Here is a 16,102-nt window from a genome sequence, read left to right on the forward strand (position 1 = left end):
ACCGAGGCAGGTGGGAGGGGCGTGCGAGCCGGGCCACACAGTGCCGACTTGTTAACCTGCATCGTGTTCAGAGTGATGTTCCACGAGCCGCGTATTCCCCCCAACACCGGCAATGCCATACGCATGGTCGCCGCGACCGGCGCGGAACTGCACCTGGTGGAACCCTTGGGCTTCGACCTGTCCGAGCCGAAACTGCGCCGCGCGGGGCTCGACTACCACGACCTCGCGTCGGTCACCGTGCACAGCAGTCTCGACGCCGCGTGGGCGGCGCTGGCCCCCGAGCGGGTGTTCGCGTTCACCGCGCACGGCACGTCGAGCTATGCGGAGATCGAGTACCGGGCCGGCGACGTGCTGCTGTTCGGCCCTGAACCGACCGGGCTGTCGCCCGAGGTGCTCGCCGACCCGCACATCACCGAACAGATCCGTATCCCCATGCTGCCGGGGCGTCGTTCACTGAATCTGTCGAACGCCGCAGCCGTCGCCTGCTACGAGGCGTGGCGGCAGCACGGTTTCCCCGGAGGGGTTTAGGCGCCGCTCTCCACCGGACGACCCGAGCGGGCCCATCCGTCGGTGCCGCCCGCGACGGACACGGCGTCGACTCCGCGACCGGCGAGATACTGCGCGGCCTGCAGACTGCGGCCACCCACGGCGCAGACGACGTAGACGGTGCCCTCGGTGGGGATCTCGTCGATCCGCGCGACGAACTCGCTGAGCGGGATGTTCGTGACGCCGGGTACGCGCACCTGGGCGTATTCGTCGCGTTCACGCACGTCGATGACGGTCGCCCCGTCGGTGAGCGCGGATTCGAGTGCGGCCAGGTCGACCTCACGCATCGCTGTCGGTCCTCTCGGTATCGGGCGTCCCGGTGGTTCCGGACGAACGTTCCCGTCGGGTGATGAGCCGGATGACCAGGTAGAGGACACCTGCACACACGAACAGGAACGCCACCCACGGTAGCGCGGCGCCGATACCGACCACCGCTGCCCCCAGCGCGGCCCACAGGCTGTTCCATCCTGCGACCAGCCCGTCCCAGAAACTGTCCTGCTCGGAGGGAAGGCGATCGGTGGTGATGTCGACGGTGAGCGTGGACAGTTCGATCCGGTCGCCCAGCTGACGTCGCTGCGCCTCGAGACTGTCGAGTTCGGCCTGTCGTTCGGCCAGGGCGGTCTCGGCGGCGATCAGTGCCTCGACGTCGGCCGACGATTCGAGCAGTGCCCGCAGGCGGTCCACCGAGGCCCGCAACGCCCCTACTCGGGCTTCGAGATCGGTGTACTGCATCGTCACGTCGTCGCGGGTGGTGCTCAAGCTCGTGACACGGCCGAGCGTGCGGATCTCGTCGACGACCTCGTCGAGCCGCTCGGCGGGCACCCGCACCGTGAGCATGCTGCTCGTCTCCGGTTGTTCGGTGAGCGAGTCGACGCGCCCACCGGCCTCCTCGACGACCGTCACGACCCGGCGGCCGGTCGCCACGGGATCGCCGGCATCCATCTCGAGGTAGCCGGTGACGACCTCCTTGCGGTCGGACTCCTCGGCGGGTTGCGACTCGCGGAGACCGCCGTCGACGATCGCGGGTGCCGAGATCGCCGGCGCGGACGCCGAGGAGCCCTCGCCTCCCCCACCCTCGTCGCAGCCGGTGACGACCAGCGCGAACAGAGCCAACGACACCAGCGACAGGCGTTTCACACTCGGAGATGCTAGCGAAAGTCGCGTGATCTGCTCGGCATTCGCAGATCCATGGCTTCGAGATGGTCGGCGAGGAGCGTGACCACCCCCTCGGCGTTCTGGAGCCGGCCGCGGACGAGCAGGGCGGGAGCGGTGTGGGCCACCGTCCGGTAGCGCGCCCACAGGCCGACCGAGCACACCACGTTCACCATTCCGGTCTCGTCCTCGAGGTTGAGGAAGGTGACACCGGCGGCGGTCGCCGGTCGCTGCCGGTGGGTCACGGCCCCGCCGACGAGGATGCGTGTCCCGTCGGGGACCTGCAACAGGTCAGCGGCCGGGATCACCCCGAGTTCGTCGAGCCTCTCGCGCAGGAACTGCGTCGGATAGCTGTCGGGCGAGATTCCCGTGGCCCAGACGTCGGCGGCGGCGAGTTCGAGAGCGCTCATGCCCGGCAGGGCCGGAGCCGGCACCGTCCCGATCCCGGGAAGCCGTCCGGGGCGTTGTGCCGCGGCCGGGGCCGCACCCCAGAGGGCTTCGCGGCGGGTGACACCGAACGAGGAGAACGCTCCTGCGGTGGCCAGTGCCTCGACCTGCGCGGTGGTGAGACCGACGCGGGCGGCGAGGTCGGCGGGCGAGGTGTACGGGCCGTGGGCACTGCGTTCGGTCACAATGCGTTCGGCGAGATCGTCGCCGATGTGCCGCACCGTCGCCAGGCCGAGCCGGACCTCGCGACCCTCGTTCTCGAGGGTGGCGTGCGCGAGGCTCGCCCCGATGTCGGGGCCGTGGACGACCACACGGTGACGTCGGGCATCGGCGACCAGCGATTGCCGCGAGTAGAAACCCATCGGCTGAGCACGCAGCAGGCCCGCGCAGAACGCTGCGGGATGGTGCAGCTTGAACCACGCCGAATAGAACACCAGCGAGGCGAAGCTCTGCGAGTGGCTCTCGGGGAAACCGAAATTCGCGAAGGCGTAGAGCTTCTCGTAGATGCGGTCGGCGACGTCTCCCGTGATGCCGTGCAGGTCCCGCATGCCCTGATAGAGACGTCCTCGCAGACGCTCCATCTTCTCCGTCGACCGTTTCGATCCCATGGCGCGACGCAACCGGTCGGCCTCCGCCGCGGTGAATCCCGCGGCGTCGACGGCCATCTGCATGAGCTGCTCCTGGAAGAGCGGAACGCCGAGGGTGCGTTCGAGGGCATTCTCGAGGCACGGATGGTCGTAGGTGACGGGTTCGAGACCGTTGCGCCGCCGGATGTAGGGGTGCACCGAACCGCCCTGGATAGGGCCGGGCCGGATGATGGCCACCTCGATGACCAGATCGTAGAAGCAGCGCGGCTTCAACCGCGGCAGAGTGGCCATCTGCGCCCGCGACTCCACCTGGAAGACGCCCACCGAGTCGGCGCGGCACAGCATCTCGTACACCCCCGGTTCGGAGAGGTCGAGGTGCGCGAGATCGACTCGGACGCCTTCGTGTTCGTCGACGAGGTCGATCATGTAGTGCAGCGCGGAGAGCATGCCGAGGCCGAGCAGATCGAACTTCACGAGACCCGCTGCGGCACAGTCGTCCTTGTCCCACTGCAGGACGGTGCGCCCTTCCATCCGCGCCCACTCGACGGGGCACACGTCGGCGACGGGCCGGTCGCAGATCACCATGCCGCCCGAGTGGATGCCGAGATGCCGTGGGAGACCTTCGATCTGTTCGGCGAGATCGAGAACCGTCTCCGGGATCCGTTCGTCGGTCTCGACCCGCACCCCACCCCACCGGCCGATCAGCTTGCTCCACGCGTCCTGTTGCCCCTGTGAGTATCCGAGGGCACGGGCCATGTCGCGGACGGCGGAACGACCGCGGTAGGTGATGACGTTCGCGACCTGCGCGGCATTGATCCGTCCGTACTTGCGGTAGACGTACTGGATCGCCTCCTCGCGCCGGTCGGATTCGATGTCGAGGTCGATGTCGGGTGGACCGTCGCGTTCGGGCGACAGGAAGCGTTCGAACAGCAGCTTGTTGCCGACGGGGTCGACGTTGGTGATGCCGATCGCGTAGCAGACCGCCGAGTTGGCGGCCGACCCTCTTCCCTGGCAGAGAATGTCGTTCCGCTTGCAGAAGTCGACGATGTCGTGGACGACGAGGAAGTATCCCGGAAACCCCAGCCGGCCGACGACGTCGAGTTCGTGTTCGATCTGCCGATAGGCGTCGGGGCGGCGCTCGACCGGACCGTAACGGCGACGCGCCCCGTCGTAGGTGAGTTCGCGCAGCCAGGTGAACTCGGTGTGCCCGTCGGGAACATCGAAGGGCGGCAGTTTCGGTGCGACGAGACGCAGGTCGAAGGCGCATTCACGACCCAGTTCGGCGGCATGGTGCACGGCACCCGGAAAGGCCTCGAACAGCCGTGCCATCTCCTCCCCCGACCGCAGGTGCCCGCCGCCGGTCGGCGGGATCCGGCCGACGGCGTCGTCGAGACTCTGCCGGCCGGAGATCGCCGCCACGGCCATCGCCAGACGTCGCCGACGGGGGTGCGCGAAGTGCGCCGCCGTGCTCGCGATGCACGGAATGCCGTGTCGCCCGGCAAGTTCGAAGAGGGCTGCGTTGCGTTCGTGGTCGTCGGGATATCCGTGACGGGTGAGTTCGACGGTCACGCGGTCGGCACCGAACCGGTCGACGAGGTCGAGCAATGCCGCCTCGGCGGCAGGGACCCCGCCCGTGGCGAGCGCTTGTCGCAGGTGCCCCCGACGACAACCGGTGAGGATCTGCCAGTGCCCACCGGCAGCATCGGTGAGCGCGTCGTAGTCGTACGTCGGGTTGTTCTTCTCCCCTCCCGCGAGGTGGGCGTCGGCGATCTGCCGCGACAGGCGTCGATAGCCCTCCTGACCGCGGGCGAGGACGAGCAGATGCGCATCGTCGAGGCCCAGCTCGGCTCCGAAGACGGTGCGGATGTCGAGTTCGCGTGCGGCTTCGGCGAATCGCACCGCCCCGTACAGTCCGTCGTGGTCGGTCACCGCGAGGGCCTCGAGTCCGAGTCGTGCCGCCTCCTCGGCGAGTTCCTCCGGCGTGGAGGCACCGTCGAGGAAGCTGAACGCGGAGTGGGCGTGCAGTTCGGCGTAGGGCACGACCGGCCCTTGTGGACGTCGGACCCGCGCCTCGTACTCGGCGCGGGTGCGCGACCACGCCGGGCTGTCGCTCCCGTCGCCGGGATGTTCGGCATCGCGACGGGAAGTGCCGGGTCGTCCCGAGAGCACACGCTCCATCTCCGACCAGGTCGGCGGACCGTTTCCCCATCCCACTCCGACACCTCCTCGACCGGTCCAGTATCGCACATGTGTTCGAACAAGACGTTCGAACGCGTGCAGTTCTCGTCGACGCATCCCGGCGTGTCGCGACGAGAACTGCACGATCGACTGCAACCAGGGGGTTGCGCCATCAGGGCGTAGGTGCAACCCTGGAGTTGCATTCCCATCGAAGGAGGCAATCATGACCGACGAACTCGACCGAATCGAACGCGACATCACCATCGACGCCCCTGTGGACCGGGTGTGGACACTCGTGGCCGAACCCGGTTGGTACATCAACGACAACGAGTGGACCGAGCACCGCCTCGAACACGACGGAGATCTCACCACCGTGCACGATCCGGTCCACGGCGCCTTCGTCTTCCGCACCGTGACCCTCGACGAACCGCACTACGCGGCCTTCCGCTGGCTCGCCGACCACACCGATCCCGACAGTCCGTCGACCCTCGTCGAGTTCCGGCTCACCGCGCTCGACACCGGCACGACCGAATTGCGCGTCACGGAAACCGGATTCGACTCCCTGCCCGGCGACGCGAGCGAACGCCGCACCCGCTTCGAGGAGAACTCCCGCGGCTGGACCACCGAACTGGAGATCGCCAAGCACCATCTCGAGAAGGACGGAAGCGTTGCCCGACGCTGAGTTCTCCGCCGACCTGCATCCCGTCTTCGCGGCCCTGGCCGACGACACCCGCTGGCGCATTCTGCAGCGACTGGGCCGGTCTCCGGCGTCGGCGTCCGGGCTCGCGGCCGAGTTCACGGTCTCCCGTCAGGCCATCGCCAAGCATCTGGCGGTGCTCGAACGGTGCGGTCTCGTGACCTCCGAGCGCGCCGGGCGGGAGATCCGTTTCTCCGCCGTCGGATCGCGGCTGAGCGCGGTCGGGCGTGCGATCGACGCGGTGGGGGCCGGTTGGGACCGTCGCCTGTCCGTGATCAAGAAGGCGGCCGAACGGCCTCAGTAACCCGCGTTCGGATCGACCCGGGCGATCAACTCCTCGCCCGCGACGAACCGGCGCACGTTCTCCTCGAGGGTCGGCGCGAACGTCTGTGTCAGCCGACTGCGCGTGTTGGCGATATGCGGCGTGATCACGGCGTTGTCGAGATCCCACAGCGGATGACCGTCGGGCAACGGTTCGGGATCGGTCACGTCGAGGACCGCCCCGGCGATCGCGCCGTCCCCGAGGGCCTTCACCAGCGCGTCGGTGTCGACGAGGTTGCCCCGCGCGACGTTCACGAGCCACGCCGACCCGGGCATCGCCGCGAGCGCGGCGGCGTCGACGAGATGATCGGTCTCGGCGGTCGCGGGTGCGGCGACGACGAAGTGATCGGCCATCGACCACACCTCCGAGGTGCGGTCGGCCGGCAGCGTGACCTTCGCACCGTCGACGGGACGACCCGAACGATTGACCGCGACGACGTCCGCGCCGAGGGCATGCAGGCGCGGGATCATCGCCCGGCCGATACCGCCGCATCCGACGATGGCCACGGTCGAGCCGTGGAGGGTTCGCACCCGCGGGTCGAGAACGTTCTTGGTCCAGCGCTTCGCGGCGACCGAGGCATGGAACTGCCGCAACCCCACGAGCAGGGCTCCCACCGCGTACTCGGCCACATTGTCGGCGTACACACCGGACGCATTCGCCCACAACCGGCGGTCGTCGATCACGCCCGCCCGGAAGAACGGTTCGATACCCGCGTAGGTGAGCTGCACCCAGCGCACCCGGTCGGGCAGATCCGGGAACTCCTCGGCGCTGCCGTCCCACACGAGGGCTTCGGCCTCGTCCAGGTCGGAGAGGGTTCCACCGCCGGAGACGATCGCGGCGGCGAGGTGTTCGTCGTGGCCGGGTCCGAGATGAATACGCATGCCGCGACCCTAACCTCGAATCGGTCGCGGAGGGATGTCGAGAATCCGGAAGCGGCTCCGTCTCCTCCGTGAACGCGGCCACAATGGGCCGTACCGCACGGAGGAGAACATCATGGCCAAGTACCTGCTGCTCAAGCACTACCGCGGCGCCCCGGCAGCGGTGAACGACGTACCCATGGATCAGTGGGAGCCGGAGGAGGTGTCGGCCCATATCCGCTTCATGCAGGATTTCGCCGCCCGTCTCGAGAGCACCGGCGAGTTCGTCGACGCGCAGGCGCTCTCCCCCGAGGGCACCTTCGTCCGCTACGACGGTGAGGGACGTCCCCCGGTCACCGACGGGCCGTTCCCGGAGACGAAGGATCTCATCGCCGGGTGGATGGTGATCGACGTCGACAACTACGACCGGGCCCTGGAACTGGCCGCCGAACTGTCGGCCGCGCCGGGAGCCGGTGGGAAACCGATCCACGAATGGCTCGAGGTGCGCCCGTTCATGTCCGAACCGCCGACCGTCACGGAGTGACGTCATGGACACCGTCACGGAGTGAGATATGGACGAGGCGTTGCTGCGCACGCTCGTCCCCACCGTGATCGGCATCCTCGTCCGCCGCGGAGCAGATTTCGCGTCGGCCGAGGATGCCGTGCAGGACGCGCTCGTCGAAGCCCTGCGGGTGTGGCCGGAGGATCCGCCGCGCGACCCGAAGGGCTGGCTGGTCGCGGTGGCGTGGCGCAGATTCCTCGACACCGTGCGCGCCGATGCGTCCCGCCGACGCCGCGAGATCCTCGTCGACGCCGAGCCCCGGCCCGGTCCGGGCACACCGGTGGACGACACGCTCGCGTTGTACTTCCTGTGTGCCCACCCGTCGCTCACGCCCGGCTCGGCGGTCGCTCTGACCCTGCGGGCCGTCGGTGGGTTGACCACCCGGCAGATCGCGCAGGCCTATCTCGTCCCGGAAGCGACGATGGCCCAACGCATCAGCCGGGCCAAGCGCACGATCGCGGACGTCCGGCTGGATCGGCCGGGCGACGTCGCGACGGTGCTGCGAGTGCTCTATCTCGTGTTCAACGAGGGCTATTCGGGTGACGTCGACCTGGCGACCGAGGCCGTCCGGCTCACGCGCCGGCTGGCAGCGGTGATCGATCATCCGGAGGTGTCCGGTCTGCTCGCGTTGATGCTGCTCCATCACTCCCGGCGAGCGGCGCGCATCCGGCCGGACGGCAGTCTCGTCCCGCTCACCGAACAGGACCGCAGCCTGTGGGACACGCGCATGATCGCGGAGGGCGTGGAGATCCTGCAGGCCGCACTCGCCCGCGACCGGCTCGGCGAGTTCCAGGCGCAGGCCGCCGTCGCCGCCCTGCACGCCGACGCACGCACCGCGGAGGAGACCGACTGGGTGCAGATCGTCGAGTGGTACGACGAGCTCCTGCAGTTCACCGACAACCCGGTGGCCCGCCTCAACCGTGCCGTCGCGGTCGGTGAGGCCGACGGACCCCACGCCGGTCTCGCAGCCCTGGCCGAGCTCGATCCCGGCCTGCCCCGGTACACGGCGGCCGCGGCGTATCTCCACGAACGCGCCGGCGACACCGCGACGGCGGCCCGGCTCTATGCAGAGGCCGCGCACCTGGCGACCAGCGTGCCCGAGCGCGACCATCTCGTGCGGCAGGCGGCACGTCTGCACAGCGTTTCCTGAGGGTCGGTCAGGGTTCTCCCCCACCACGAAATCCGGTGCCACGCCGGATGTGCCGACGGTGCGGGAGAACGAGCATGGACGTCGTGAAAATCCTGGTGCGTCTGCTCGCCATACCCTTCGTGCTCTTCATCGCGTTCGTGGCGGTCATCGGTGGCCTGGCCGTCCACGCGTGGACCACGCGCGCGATCGACACCACCGGACGCGTCGACTTCGACACCGCCCTGCGCATCCCTCCCGTCGAGTCGGGCACCGTCGACGCCGACGGCACACGCGTGTTCGACCTGACCATGCAGCGCGGCACGACCGACCTCGGGCACGGTCCCGGCACCCGGACGTGGGGAGTGAACGGCAGCTATCTCGGGCCCACCCTCCGCGCCGTGCGGGGTGAGAACGTGCGCGTGAACGTCACGAACGAACTCGACGAGACGAGCACGATGCACTGGCACGGCATGCACCTGCCCGCGGCGATGGACGGCGGACCGCACCAGCCGATCGAGCCGGGAACGACATGGTCGCCGTACTGGACCGTCGATCAACCGGCCGCGACCCTCTGGTACCACCCACACCTGCACGGTTCCACCGCCGCGCACGTGTACCGGGGTGTCGCGGGCATGTTCCTGATCGACGAACCCGGCACGTCGCCGCTCCCCCACGACTACGGTGTCGACGACATCCCCCTCGTCGTCCAGGACCGGAAGTTCGAGGGCGATCAGCTCGACGACAGCAACGCGATCTTCGCCGATGTCGGGACGCTCGGTGACGAGATCCTCGTCAACGGCACACCGCGGCCCTTCCTGGACGTCGGCACCGAGGCGGTCCGGCTCCGGGTGCTCAACGCGTCGAACGCGCGCGTCTACAACTTCTCGTTCGACACCGGGATACCGTTCCTCGTCGTCGGCAGCGACGGCGGTCTGCTCGAGGAACCGCAGGCCGTCCGCAGCCTCCAGCTGTCGCCGGGTGAACGCGCGGAGATCGTCGTCCGGCCGGAAGCCGGTTCGAGGCACGTGCTGCGCAGCACCCCACCCGAGTTGAAGGCCGGCTTCTTCCAGGACCGCTTCTCCGGTGGGGACGACCGCATGGACGTCCTCGAACTGCGGGCGGCACCCGTCCTCCGGTCGTCGGCCGCGATCCCGGAGAAGTTGACGACCCTCCCGGAGCTCGGAGAACCGAACACCACCCGCCGTATCGACCTGACCTCGTCGACGACCATCAACGATCGCGAGATGGACATGGACCGGATCGACGAGGTGGTCGTCGCCGGCACCACCGAGCTGTGGGAGGTGACCAACGCCAGCGGCACGATCCACAACTTCCACATCCACGACGTGCAGTTCGAGATCCTCGGCATGACCGGGATGAGTCCCGACCATCCGTCCCTGGCAGGGCGCAAGGACACCGTCTTCATCCCGCCGGCGGCGACCGCGCGGCTGCTCGTCCCGTTCGGTAGCCACACCGATCCGGTGATGCCGTACATGTACCACTGTCACCTGCTCGAACACGAGGACGCCGGGATGATGGGGCAGTTCGTGGTGGTCGGCGCCGACGAGGTGCACGACGTGACGCACGCGGCCGGCACGGCCCACCATGCCCACGACGGCGGGTGAACCCGGTCACGTCCGGCAGGGTGGGGAATGGATCCCCGCCCGCCCCTGTTGAGGAGTGTGGATCGGCGCGTCGCGTACGCCCCGGAGCCAATGAGAAACCGCCTTCGTGGAATACCGTCCGGCTGGAGCCACGTTGCGCACCGTGCCGTGAGGCATCCGGCGCGTCGGTCCACCTACTTCCTCCCCTGATCTCGCACCCGTTCCGGCCGAGCAGGGTGAAGCCCTCCCACTCCACGCCAGTACAGTTGCCGATCGTCACAATCGTCAGCGGAACCGGGAGTGGGCATGAGTCGCTGGGCCGAGATCGTCGTCACCAGGAGCCGATGGGTACTGGCGATCGTGCTGCTCGTCGTGCTCTTCGCCGGCGCCTGGGGCGTCGGGATCTTCGGCAAGCTGACCGGTACGGGCTACTACGACCCGAACAGCGAGGCCGTCGAGGTCGAGCAGATCATCTACGAGAACTTCGGGTCGCAGGCCGCGGACATCATCGCGCTCTACGCCGCACCCGAGGGACGCACGGTCGACGACATCCGTCCCGACATCGAGAGAACCCTCGCCGAGTTCCAGGACGCCGTCCCCGCCGAATCCATCCAGACCTACTGGACCGCTCCCCCGCCGATGAACCAGCTGCTGCTGTCGACCGACCAGCGCAGCGTGGCAGCCTCGATCACGCTCGGCGCGAATTCCGGACTCACCGCCGCGAACTTCCCCGATGCCCTCGAGCTGCTCGAAGTACCCGGTGTGGAATCACAGTTCGCCGGCAACACCGTGGTCGCGATCGAATTCACCGACACCCTGGAGAGCGACCTCATCCGCTCCGAGCTCATCGCGGTGCCCATCACGCTGGTGTTGCTGGTGTTCATCTTCGGCGGCGTGATCGCCGCTGCGGTCCCGGTCTTCGTGGGTGTGCTCGCGATCTTCTCGTCCCTCGCCACCCTGCGCCTGCTGTCGAACTTCACCGAGGTGTCGTCGTACGCACTGAACATCACGTCGCTGATCGGTCTGGGTCTGGCGATCGACTACGGCCTGTTCATCGTCAGCCGCTACCGCGAGGAACTCGCGGCCGGTTCGGACGTCGCGTCGGCGGTCAAGCGGACGATGTCCACCGCCGGTCACACCGTGATGTTCTCCGCTGCCCTGCTGATCTGCGCGTTCGCGGGCATGCTCGTCTTCCCGCAGACGGTGCTGCGGTCGCTCGGCCTCGGGGCCATGGCCGCCGTCCTCGGTGCCGCCGTCCTGTCGCTGACTGCCGTTCCCGCGCTGCTGACGATGCTCGGCCACCGCATCAACGCGTGGACCTGGGACCGTGAGACCTCCACCCGCGCCGAAGCGCGGGCGCGCCGCTTCTGGGGCGGGGTCGTCCGCAAGGTCGTGCGCCGTCCCGCCCTGATCGCCGTGGTGATCACGGGCGGTCTGCTCGTGCTCGCGTCGCCCGTGGTGGAAGCCCGGTTCGGGGAGATCGAATACACCGCGCTGCCCGAGGACAGCCAGGCCCGCGCGGCCACCCAGACCCTGCTCGACGAGTTCCCGAGCACCGGCAACGGCGCCACGCTCGTCCTGCGCGGCGAGAACGGGCAGGCCCCGGACAGCACTGCCGTGCGCACGGTGTCCACCGAGGTCGCCAGGATCGACGGCATCTCGCAGACCGTCATCGTCGGGCAGGAGTCCGACGTCGTGGTCCTGCAGGGCCTCTACGCGCAGGGTGTGGACGGCACCGCACGGGCGAGCGAGATCACCGGCGAACTGCGCGCCCTGGACGTGCCGGACGGCACCGATCTGCTCGTCGGCGGTGGCCGGGCGCTCGTCGACGACGCCAACCAGGCCGTCTCGGATTCGCTGCCCTGGATGATCACGATCATGGTGCTCTCGACCCTGGTACTGCTGTTCCTGGCATTCGGGTCGGTGGCACTGCCGATCAAGGCGGTGCTCATGGCGGCACTGAGCCTCGCCGCGACCTTCGGTGTGCTGACCTGGGTGTTCCAGCTGGGTCACGGCGCCTCGTGGCTGCACGTCGTGCCCGCGGCGATGGAGCCGACCTTCGTCGTCCTCATCCTCGCCGTGGTGTTCGGCCTGTCGACCGACTACGAGGTGTTCCTCATGTCGCGCATGATGGAGGCCCGCGCGGCCGGGGCGAGCACGGTCGAGGCCGTCGAGTACGGCATCTCCCGCACCGGACGTGTCGTCACCGCCGCCGCCCTCCTGCTGATCGTGGTCACCGGGGCCTTCACCGTCTCCGGCCTGTCGATCATGCGGTTCCTCGGCGTCGGCATGATCGTCGCGCTGATCATCGACGCGACGATCGTGCGCATGCTGCTCGTACCGTCGTTGGTCAAACTCATGGGCGAGGCCAACTGGTGGGCACCGGCATGGATGAAGCGCGTGCACGCGAAGGTCGGACTGGGTCATTAGACCGCAGGGCGGCCGGGTGTGCAGGGGTCGCTACAGCGGCGTGATCGTCGTCGCGACGACGGGACGCGCCGGCTTGGCCGCGGCACCGCAGCTCGCCGGCCGCGCCGGTAGTTCCGAGGTCTCCACCCCGACCCGCCATGCCCGGCCGTCGCGGTGACGCACGATCGGCTCGTCCCCGTCCTCGACCGTCACGGCGTCGATCGCGAACTCGTCGATCGCCTCGCGCACCGCGATCTCGGCGGACTGCCCGGCCGCACCCCAGGTGCTGCGACCCCGCAGGCCGGCCGCGTGGACGTGTCCGTTCCGGGCGTCGCGGACCGCGGCGAGACTGTCGTCCTCGTCGAGCCGTCCGTAGGTGTACCCGGTCGGCAGCATGATCATCGACGGCGCGAAACGGTGTCCGCCGGTGTGCGAGCACTCCCACACGTCCTGCCCGAACTCGGCGGTCAGAGCCGCCGCGATCGGACGCCCCAGCACAGCGCAGCACCGGTCCCGTTTGCCGTGGGCACACACCAGGGCGATCGGGTCCTGCACGGCGGCACCGATACCGGGGGCGGGACCCGCGAGCACGCGCGGGACGATGTCGAGCAGCTCCGCCGGCTCGGTGATCTCGAGCCGCTCGCACCAGGTGTTCCCCGGTTCGGTGCGGGCCAGCAGGACGGTCCGGGTCTCCCGCACCACGTCGCGGCCGGGTCTCCGGATGAACAGGATCCGCACGTCCGCGACCTTCGCCCGGGCGGACAGCTCGTCCGACAACTCTGTGCCGAGGGCGGTGCCGTCGAGCACGTCGCGTCCCCAACCCGTCGGCACCTCGAGACACACGTAGCCGGGCGCGGTGGCCGCCGTACCGGGCAGCGGCTCGTCGAGCGCGGACAGTGCGGAACAGGTGGGCGCGGCAATGGTGGTCACGCGGACATTGTGGCCCGGACACCCTCGTGACGGCCCGGCACCCCGCGGTGACCGGTCAGCCGCGGCGAAGAAGCCGCCGTGCCGCACCGCCCCACATCCGCAGGAATCCCTGCGACAGGTACGTGAAGCTGCCCAGCGCCAGCACCCACTTGGTGACGCTGACGGTCGAGGCGGCCCGGACCGTCCGGTCGTCGATCCGGGTGCGGTGATCCAGCAGGTACAGGCCGACGACGTTCTCGACGTAGTCCCCCGCCGCGGCGACGACCGGCGCCGCCATCAGGATCCGACGCGTGCGCGGCGACAGCGGGCGGTGCTTGTCGAGCGAGCGCGCACCGGCCCGCAGCGCGATCGCGAAGGTCGCCGGGTGGACCATGTCCCAGTAGTAGTGCTCCCGGTAGCGCTCGATCTCCTCGGGACCGAGATCGTCGAGGATCTTCCGGTACTTCGCGGCCGAGAAGGTGGTCTGGACGGTGCCCACCGTCGGCGCCGTGGAGCCGAGGACCCGGCCGATGTTCGCCTGGGACACGAGGAAGACGGCGGCAGCACCGATGAGGAAGCGGTCCGCCCGAGTGAGTGTCATGCTCGTGATGCTAGGGGCAGAGAATCCGCGACCCTACGGAAGGGAGACCCGTGCAGATCACCGGAGCAGTCCTGGAGGAGATCGGACGTCGACGCCGGTACGAGGAGTCCACCCCGCTCAGCGTGGACCTTCTCGAACTCGACCCACCGGGACTGGGTGAGGCGCTGGTCGAGATCGAATGCGCGGGTGTGTGCCATTCCGATCTGTCCGTGGTCGACGGCAACCGGCCCCGGCCGGTGCCCATGCTCCTCGGGCACGAAGCGGCCGGACGCATCGTCGAACTCGGCGACGACACCACCGGCTTCTCCGTCGGCGAGCGGGTCGTCATGACCTTCATGCCCCGCTGCGGCGAATGCGAGGGCTGCGCGAGCAACGGCATCCGCCCCTGCATCCCGGGATCGGCCGCGAACGTTGCGGGGACCCTGCTGTCGGGCGCCCGGCGGCTGCACCGCGACGGGAACGACGTCCACCACCACCTGGGAGCATCGGCCTTCGCGACCCACGCCGTCGTCGACACGCGGTCGCTCGTCGGTGTCGGCGACGACGTCCCCGCCGAGGTCGCCGCGCTGATGGGCTGTGCCGTGCTGACCGGTGGCGGTGCGGTCGTCAATGCTGCTCGTCCTCAGGCCGGGGACACGCTGGTCGTCGTCGGTCTCGGCGGAGTCGGCATGGCCGCGCTGCTCGTGGCGCTGGCCCACGACGACGTCACCGTGATCGCCGTCGACACCTCCCCCGACAAGCGCGACACGGCACGCTCGTTGGGAGCACAACTCGTGCTCTCACCGGACGAGGCCGTCGGACAGGGTGTGAAGGCACGACTGGTCATCGAGGCCGCGGGGAGCGTGCCCGCGCTCACCACGGCGGTCGCGCTCACCGGACCGGGAGGCACCACGATCACCGTCGGACTACCTGCGCCCGACGCCCGGCTCGAGATCTCGCCCACCGCTCTCGTCGGCGAGGGTCGCTCGCTGGTGGGCAGCTATCTCGGCTCCGCCGTCCCGGCCCGCGACATCCCCCGCTTCGTGGACATGTGGCGCGAGGGGCGACTGCCGGTCGAGCGGCTCGTCACCGACCGTCTGCCGCTGGACCAGATCAACGAGGCGATGGACGCCCTGGCCGACGGAACCGCCCTCCGTCAGATCCTCACCATGGACTGAACATCCATCCATGTCCCCGTCGGTTCAGATGTCGTAGTCCACGACGACCGGCGCGTGATCGCTGATCCTCCGGTCGGGCGCCGGATCGCGGTCGGTCCCTGCGGAGATCGCGGTCCGGGCCAATCGCGGGGTGGCGAGGTGGTAGTCGATCCGCCACCCTGAATCGGAGGTGAACGACTCCCCCAGCCACGACCACCACGAGTAGGGACCGTCGACCTCGGGATGATGCCGGCGGACGACGTCGACGAGCGTGCGCGGCGACAGCAGCGAATCGAACCAGGCGCGTTCCTCGGGCAGGAAACCCTCGGCCTGCCCGCGACGCCGCCAGTTGCGCACGTCGTAACGCGTGTGGGCGACGTTGAAGTCACCCATGATCAGGAACTCCCGCCCCTGGGCGCGCGCCGCGAGCCGGCTACGGGTCAGCTGCCGGGCGAAGGCCGACAGGAACCGCATCTTGCGCTGGTAACGCACCCCACCGTCCGGCTCGTCGCGCATGCGCCCGGGCTTCTGGAGGTGCGCCGGGAGCCCACCCTTCGGCAGGTACAACGACGCCACGGTGATCGGCGCGTCGGCGAGATCCACCTCGACGTACCGCCCCTCGTGGGCGAATTCGGACAGTCCGCGAGCCAGCGGTCCCCGATCGAACTCGATCCGGTCGACGTGTTCCTCACCGGGAAGTCGCAGCAGTGCGGTGCCGCTCCAGGCGCGCACGGCGGCGGGTTCGTGCAGGGTCAGGATCCCGACGCCGTTGCGGCCGGGAAGGGTGCCCTCGTCGTAGGCGAGGTGGTACTTGCCGAAGACACCCTGCGGGATCGCGGCCGCCGGAGCACGTACCTCCTGCAGGGCCACTACGTCGGGGTTGCGCTCATGCAGCCAGTTCTCGAATCCGCGTCGCTGTGCGGCGCGGATTCCGTTGATGTTGAAGGTCGCGATGCGCACGATCGT

15 protein-coding genes are annotated in these 16,102 nt (G+C 69.1%); 8 read left to right on the forward strand and 7 right to left on the reverse strand.

Features of this window, described 5'->3' with window-relative positions; translation table 11 throughout:
- Nucleotides 1–63: 63 nt before the first annotated feature.
- Entirely contained in the window at nt 64–528 is a 465-nt protein-coding gene (locus LPH33_RS17300) for a tRNA (cytidine(34)-2'-O)-methyltransferase (protein ID WP_080597680.1), read from the forward strand.
- Here the strand turns inward: LPH33_RS17300 and LPH33_RS17305 are convergent.
- The 3 genes from LPH33_RS17305 to LPH33_RS17315 are packed head-to-tail and all read right to left on the reverse strand — an operon-like array spanning nt 525 to nt 4,946.
- On the reverse strand, nt 525–833 hold the full coding sequence (locus LPH33_RS17305; RefSeq protein ID WP_016692855.1) for a rhodanese-like domain-containing protein: 309 nt from the start codon (nt 831–833) through the stop codon (nt 525–527). The two genes, LPH33_RS17300 and LPH33_RS17305, sit on opposite strands and share 4 nt — an antisense overlap.
- The gene (locus LPH33_RS17310; protein ID WP_088897641.1) at nt 826–1,683 is read right to left on the reverse strand and encodes a DUF4349 domain-containing protein; all 858 of its coding nucleotides are present in this window, start codon (nt 1,681–1,683) and stop codon (nt 826–828) included. Before LPH33_RS17310 ends, LPH33_RS17305 begins: the two co-directional genes overlap by 8 nt.
- Before the next feature lie 11 nt (nt 1,684–1,694).
- Nucleotides 1,695–4,946 (reverse strand): error-prone DNA polymerase, encoded by a 3,252-nt coding sequence (locus tag LPH33_RS17315; protein ID WP_229565240.1) that lies wholly within the window; start codon nt 4,944–4,946, stop codon nt 1,695–1,697.
- A 187-nt stretch (nt 4,947–5,133) separates the two neighbouring features.
- Here LPH33_RS17315 and LPH33_RS17320 point away from each other — a divergent pair, with 187 nt between their 5' ends.
- Complete coding sequence (locus LPH33_RS17320; RefSeq protein ID WP_016933556.1) at nt 5,134–5,592, forward strand: ATPase; 459 nt, start codon at nt 5,134–5,136, stop codon at nt 5,590–5,592.
- On the forward strand, nt 5,579–5,911 hold the full coding sequence (locus tag LPH33_RS17325) for an ArsR/SmtB family transcription factor (RefSeq protein ID WP_229565242.1): 333 nt from the start codon (nt 5,579–5,581) through the stop codon (nt 5,909–5,911). The genes LPH33_RS17320 and LPH33_RS17325 overlap by 14 nt, the downstream gene beginning before the upstream one ends.
- Here LPH33_RS17325 and LPH33_RS17330 read toward each other — a convergent pair.
- Nucleotides 5,905–6,810: a D-isomer specific 2-hydroxyacid dehydrogenase family protein gene (locus LPH33_RS17330; RefSeq protein ID WP_229565244.1), complete on the reverse strand. Its 906-nt coding sequence runs from the start codon at nt 6,808–6,810 to the stop codon at nt 5,905–5,907. The genes LPH33_RS17325 and LPH33_RS17330 overlap by 7 nt on opposite strands.
- A 112-nt stretch (nt 6,811–6,922) precedes the next feature.
- Here LPH33_RS17330 and LPH33_RS17335 point away from each other — a divergent pair, with 112 nt between their 5' ends.
- From LPH33_RS17335 to LPH33_RS17350, 4 genes are all read left to right on the forward strand, one after another.
- Entirely contained in the window at nt 6,923–7,330 is a 408-nt protein-coding gene (locus LPH33_RS17335) for a YciI family protein (RefSeq protein WP_026061262.1), read from the forward strand.
- 28 nt (nt 7,331–7,358) lie between these two features.
- Nucleotides 7,359–8,498: an RNA polymerase sigma factor gene (locus LPH33_RS17340; protein WP_229565246.1), complete on the forward strand. Its 1,140-nt coding sequence runs from the start codon at nt 7,359–7,361 to the stop codon at nt 8,496–8,498.
- Between the two features lie 74 nt (nt 8,499–8,572).
- Nucleotides 8,573–10,102 (forward strand): multicopper oxidase family protein, encoded by a 1,530-nt coding sequence (locus LPH33_RS17345; RefSeq protein WP_229565247.1) that lies wholly within the window; start codon nt 8,573–8,575, stop codon nt 10,100–10,102.
- A gap of 285 nt (nt 10,103–10,387) precedes the next feature.
- Nucleotides 10,388–12,511, forward strand: a complete 2,124-nt coding sequence (locus LPH33_RS17350; protein WP_229565249.1) for an MMPL family transporter — start codon at nt 10,388–10,390, stop codon at nt 12,509–12,511.
- Between the two features lie 30 nt (nt 12,512–12,541).
- Here the strand turns inward: LPH33_RS17350 and LPH33_RS17355 are convergent, their stop codons facing one another.
- Nucleotides 12,542–13,420, reverse strand: a complete 879-nt coding sequence (locus LPH33_RS17355; RefSeq protein WP_160874368.1) for a sucrase ferredoxin — start codon at nt 13,418–13,420, stop codon at nt 12,542–12,544.
- A 55-nt stretch (nt 13,421–13,475) separates the two neighbouring features.
- On the reverse strand, nt 13,476–14,000 hold the full coding sequence (locus LPH33_RS17360; protein ID WP_160874370.1) for a hypothetical protein: 525 nt from the start codon (nt 13,998–14,000) through the stop codon (nt 13,476–13,478).
- Nucleotides 14,001–14,050: 50 nt separating this feature from the next.
- Between LPH33_RS17360 and LPH33_RS17365 the strand changes: the two genes are divergently transcribed.
- Nucleotides 14,051–15,157 (forward strand): alcohol dehydrogenase catalytic domain-containing protein, encoded by a 1,107-nt coding sequence (locus LPH33_RS17365; protein ID WP_229565251.1) that lies wholly within the window; start codon nt 14,051–14,053, stop codon nt 15,155–15,157.
- Nucleotides 15,158–15,181: 24 nt separating this feature from the next.
- Here LPH33_RS17365 and LPH33_RS17370 read toward each other — a convergent pair whose 3' ends face one another.
- The gene (locus LPH33_RS17370; RefSeq protein ID WP_229565253.1) at nt 15,182–16,096 is read right to left on the reverse strand and encodes an exodeoxyribonuclease III; all 915 of its coding nucleotides are present in this window, start codon (nt 16,094–16,096) and stop codon (nt 15,182–15,184) included.
- Nucleotides 16,097–16,102 lie beyond the last annotated feature (6 nt).

This window comes from Rhodococcus sp. RDE2, from assembly GCF_020885655.1.
GTDB lineage: Bacteria > Actinomycetota > Actinomycetes > Mycobacteriales > Mycobacteriaceae > Rhodococcus > Rhodococcus pyridinivorans.

Bases quoted from the DNA above. Each gene is read 5' to 3' on its own strand.
- LPH33_RS17345 (WP_229565247.1), top strand. From the start codon at position 8,573: ATGGACGTCGTGAAAATCCTGGTGCGTCTGCTCGCCATACCCTTCGTG.
- LPH33_RS17320 (WP_016933556.1), top strand. From the start codon at position 5,134: ATGACCGACGAACTCGACCGAATCGAACGCGACATCACCATCGACGCC.
- LPH33_RS17350 (WP_229565249.1), top strand. From the start codon at position 10,388: ATGAGTCGCTGGGCCGAGATCGTCGTCACCAGGAGCCGATGGGTACTG.
- LPH33_RS17305 (WP_016692855.1), bottom strand. From the start codon at position 833: ATGCGTGAGGTCGACCTGGCCGCACTCGAATCCGCGCTCACCGACGGG.
- LPH33_RS17360 (WP_160874370.1), bottom strand. From the start codon at position 14,000: ATGACACTCACTCGGGCGGACCGCTTCCTCATCGGTGCTGCCGCCGTC.
- LPH33_RS17340 (WP_229565246.1), top strand. From the start codon at position 7,359: ATGGACGAGGCGTTGCTGCGCACGCTCGTCCCCACCGTGATCGGCATC.
- LPH33_RS17335 (WP_026061262.1), top strand. From the start codon at position 6,923: ATGGCCAAGTACCTGCTGCTCAAGCACTACCGCGGCGCCCCGGCAGCG.
- LPH33_RS17330 (WP_229565244.1), bottom strand. From the start codon at position 6,810: ATGCGTATTCATCTCGGACCCGGCCACGACGAACACCTCGCCGCCGCG.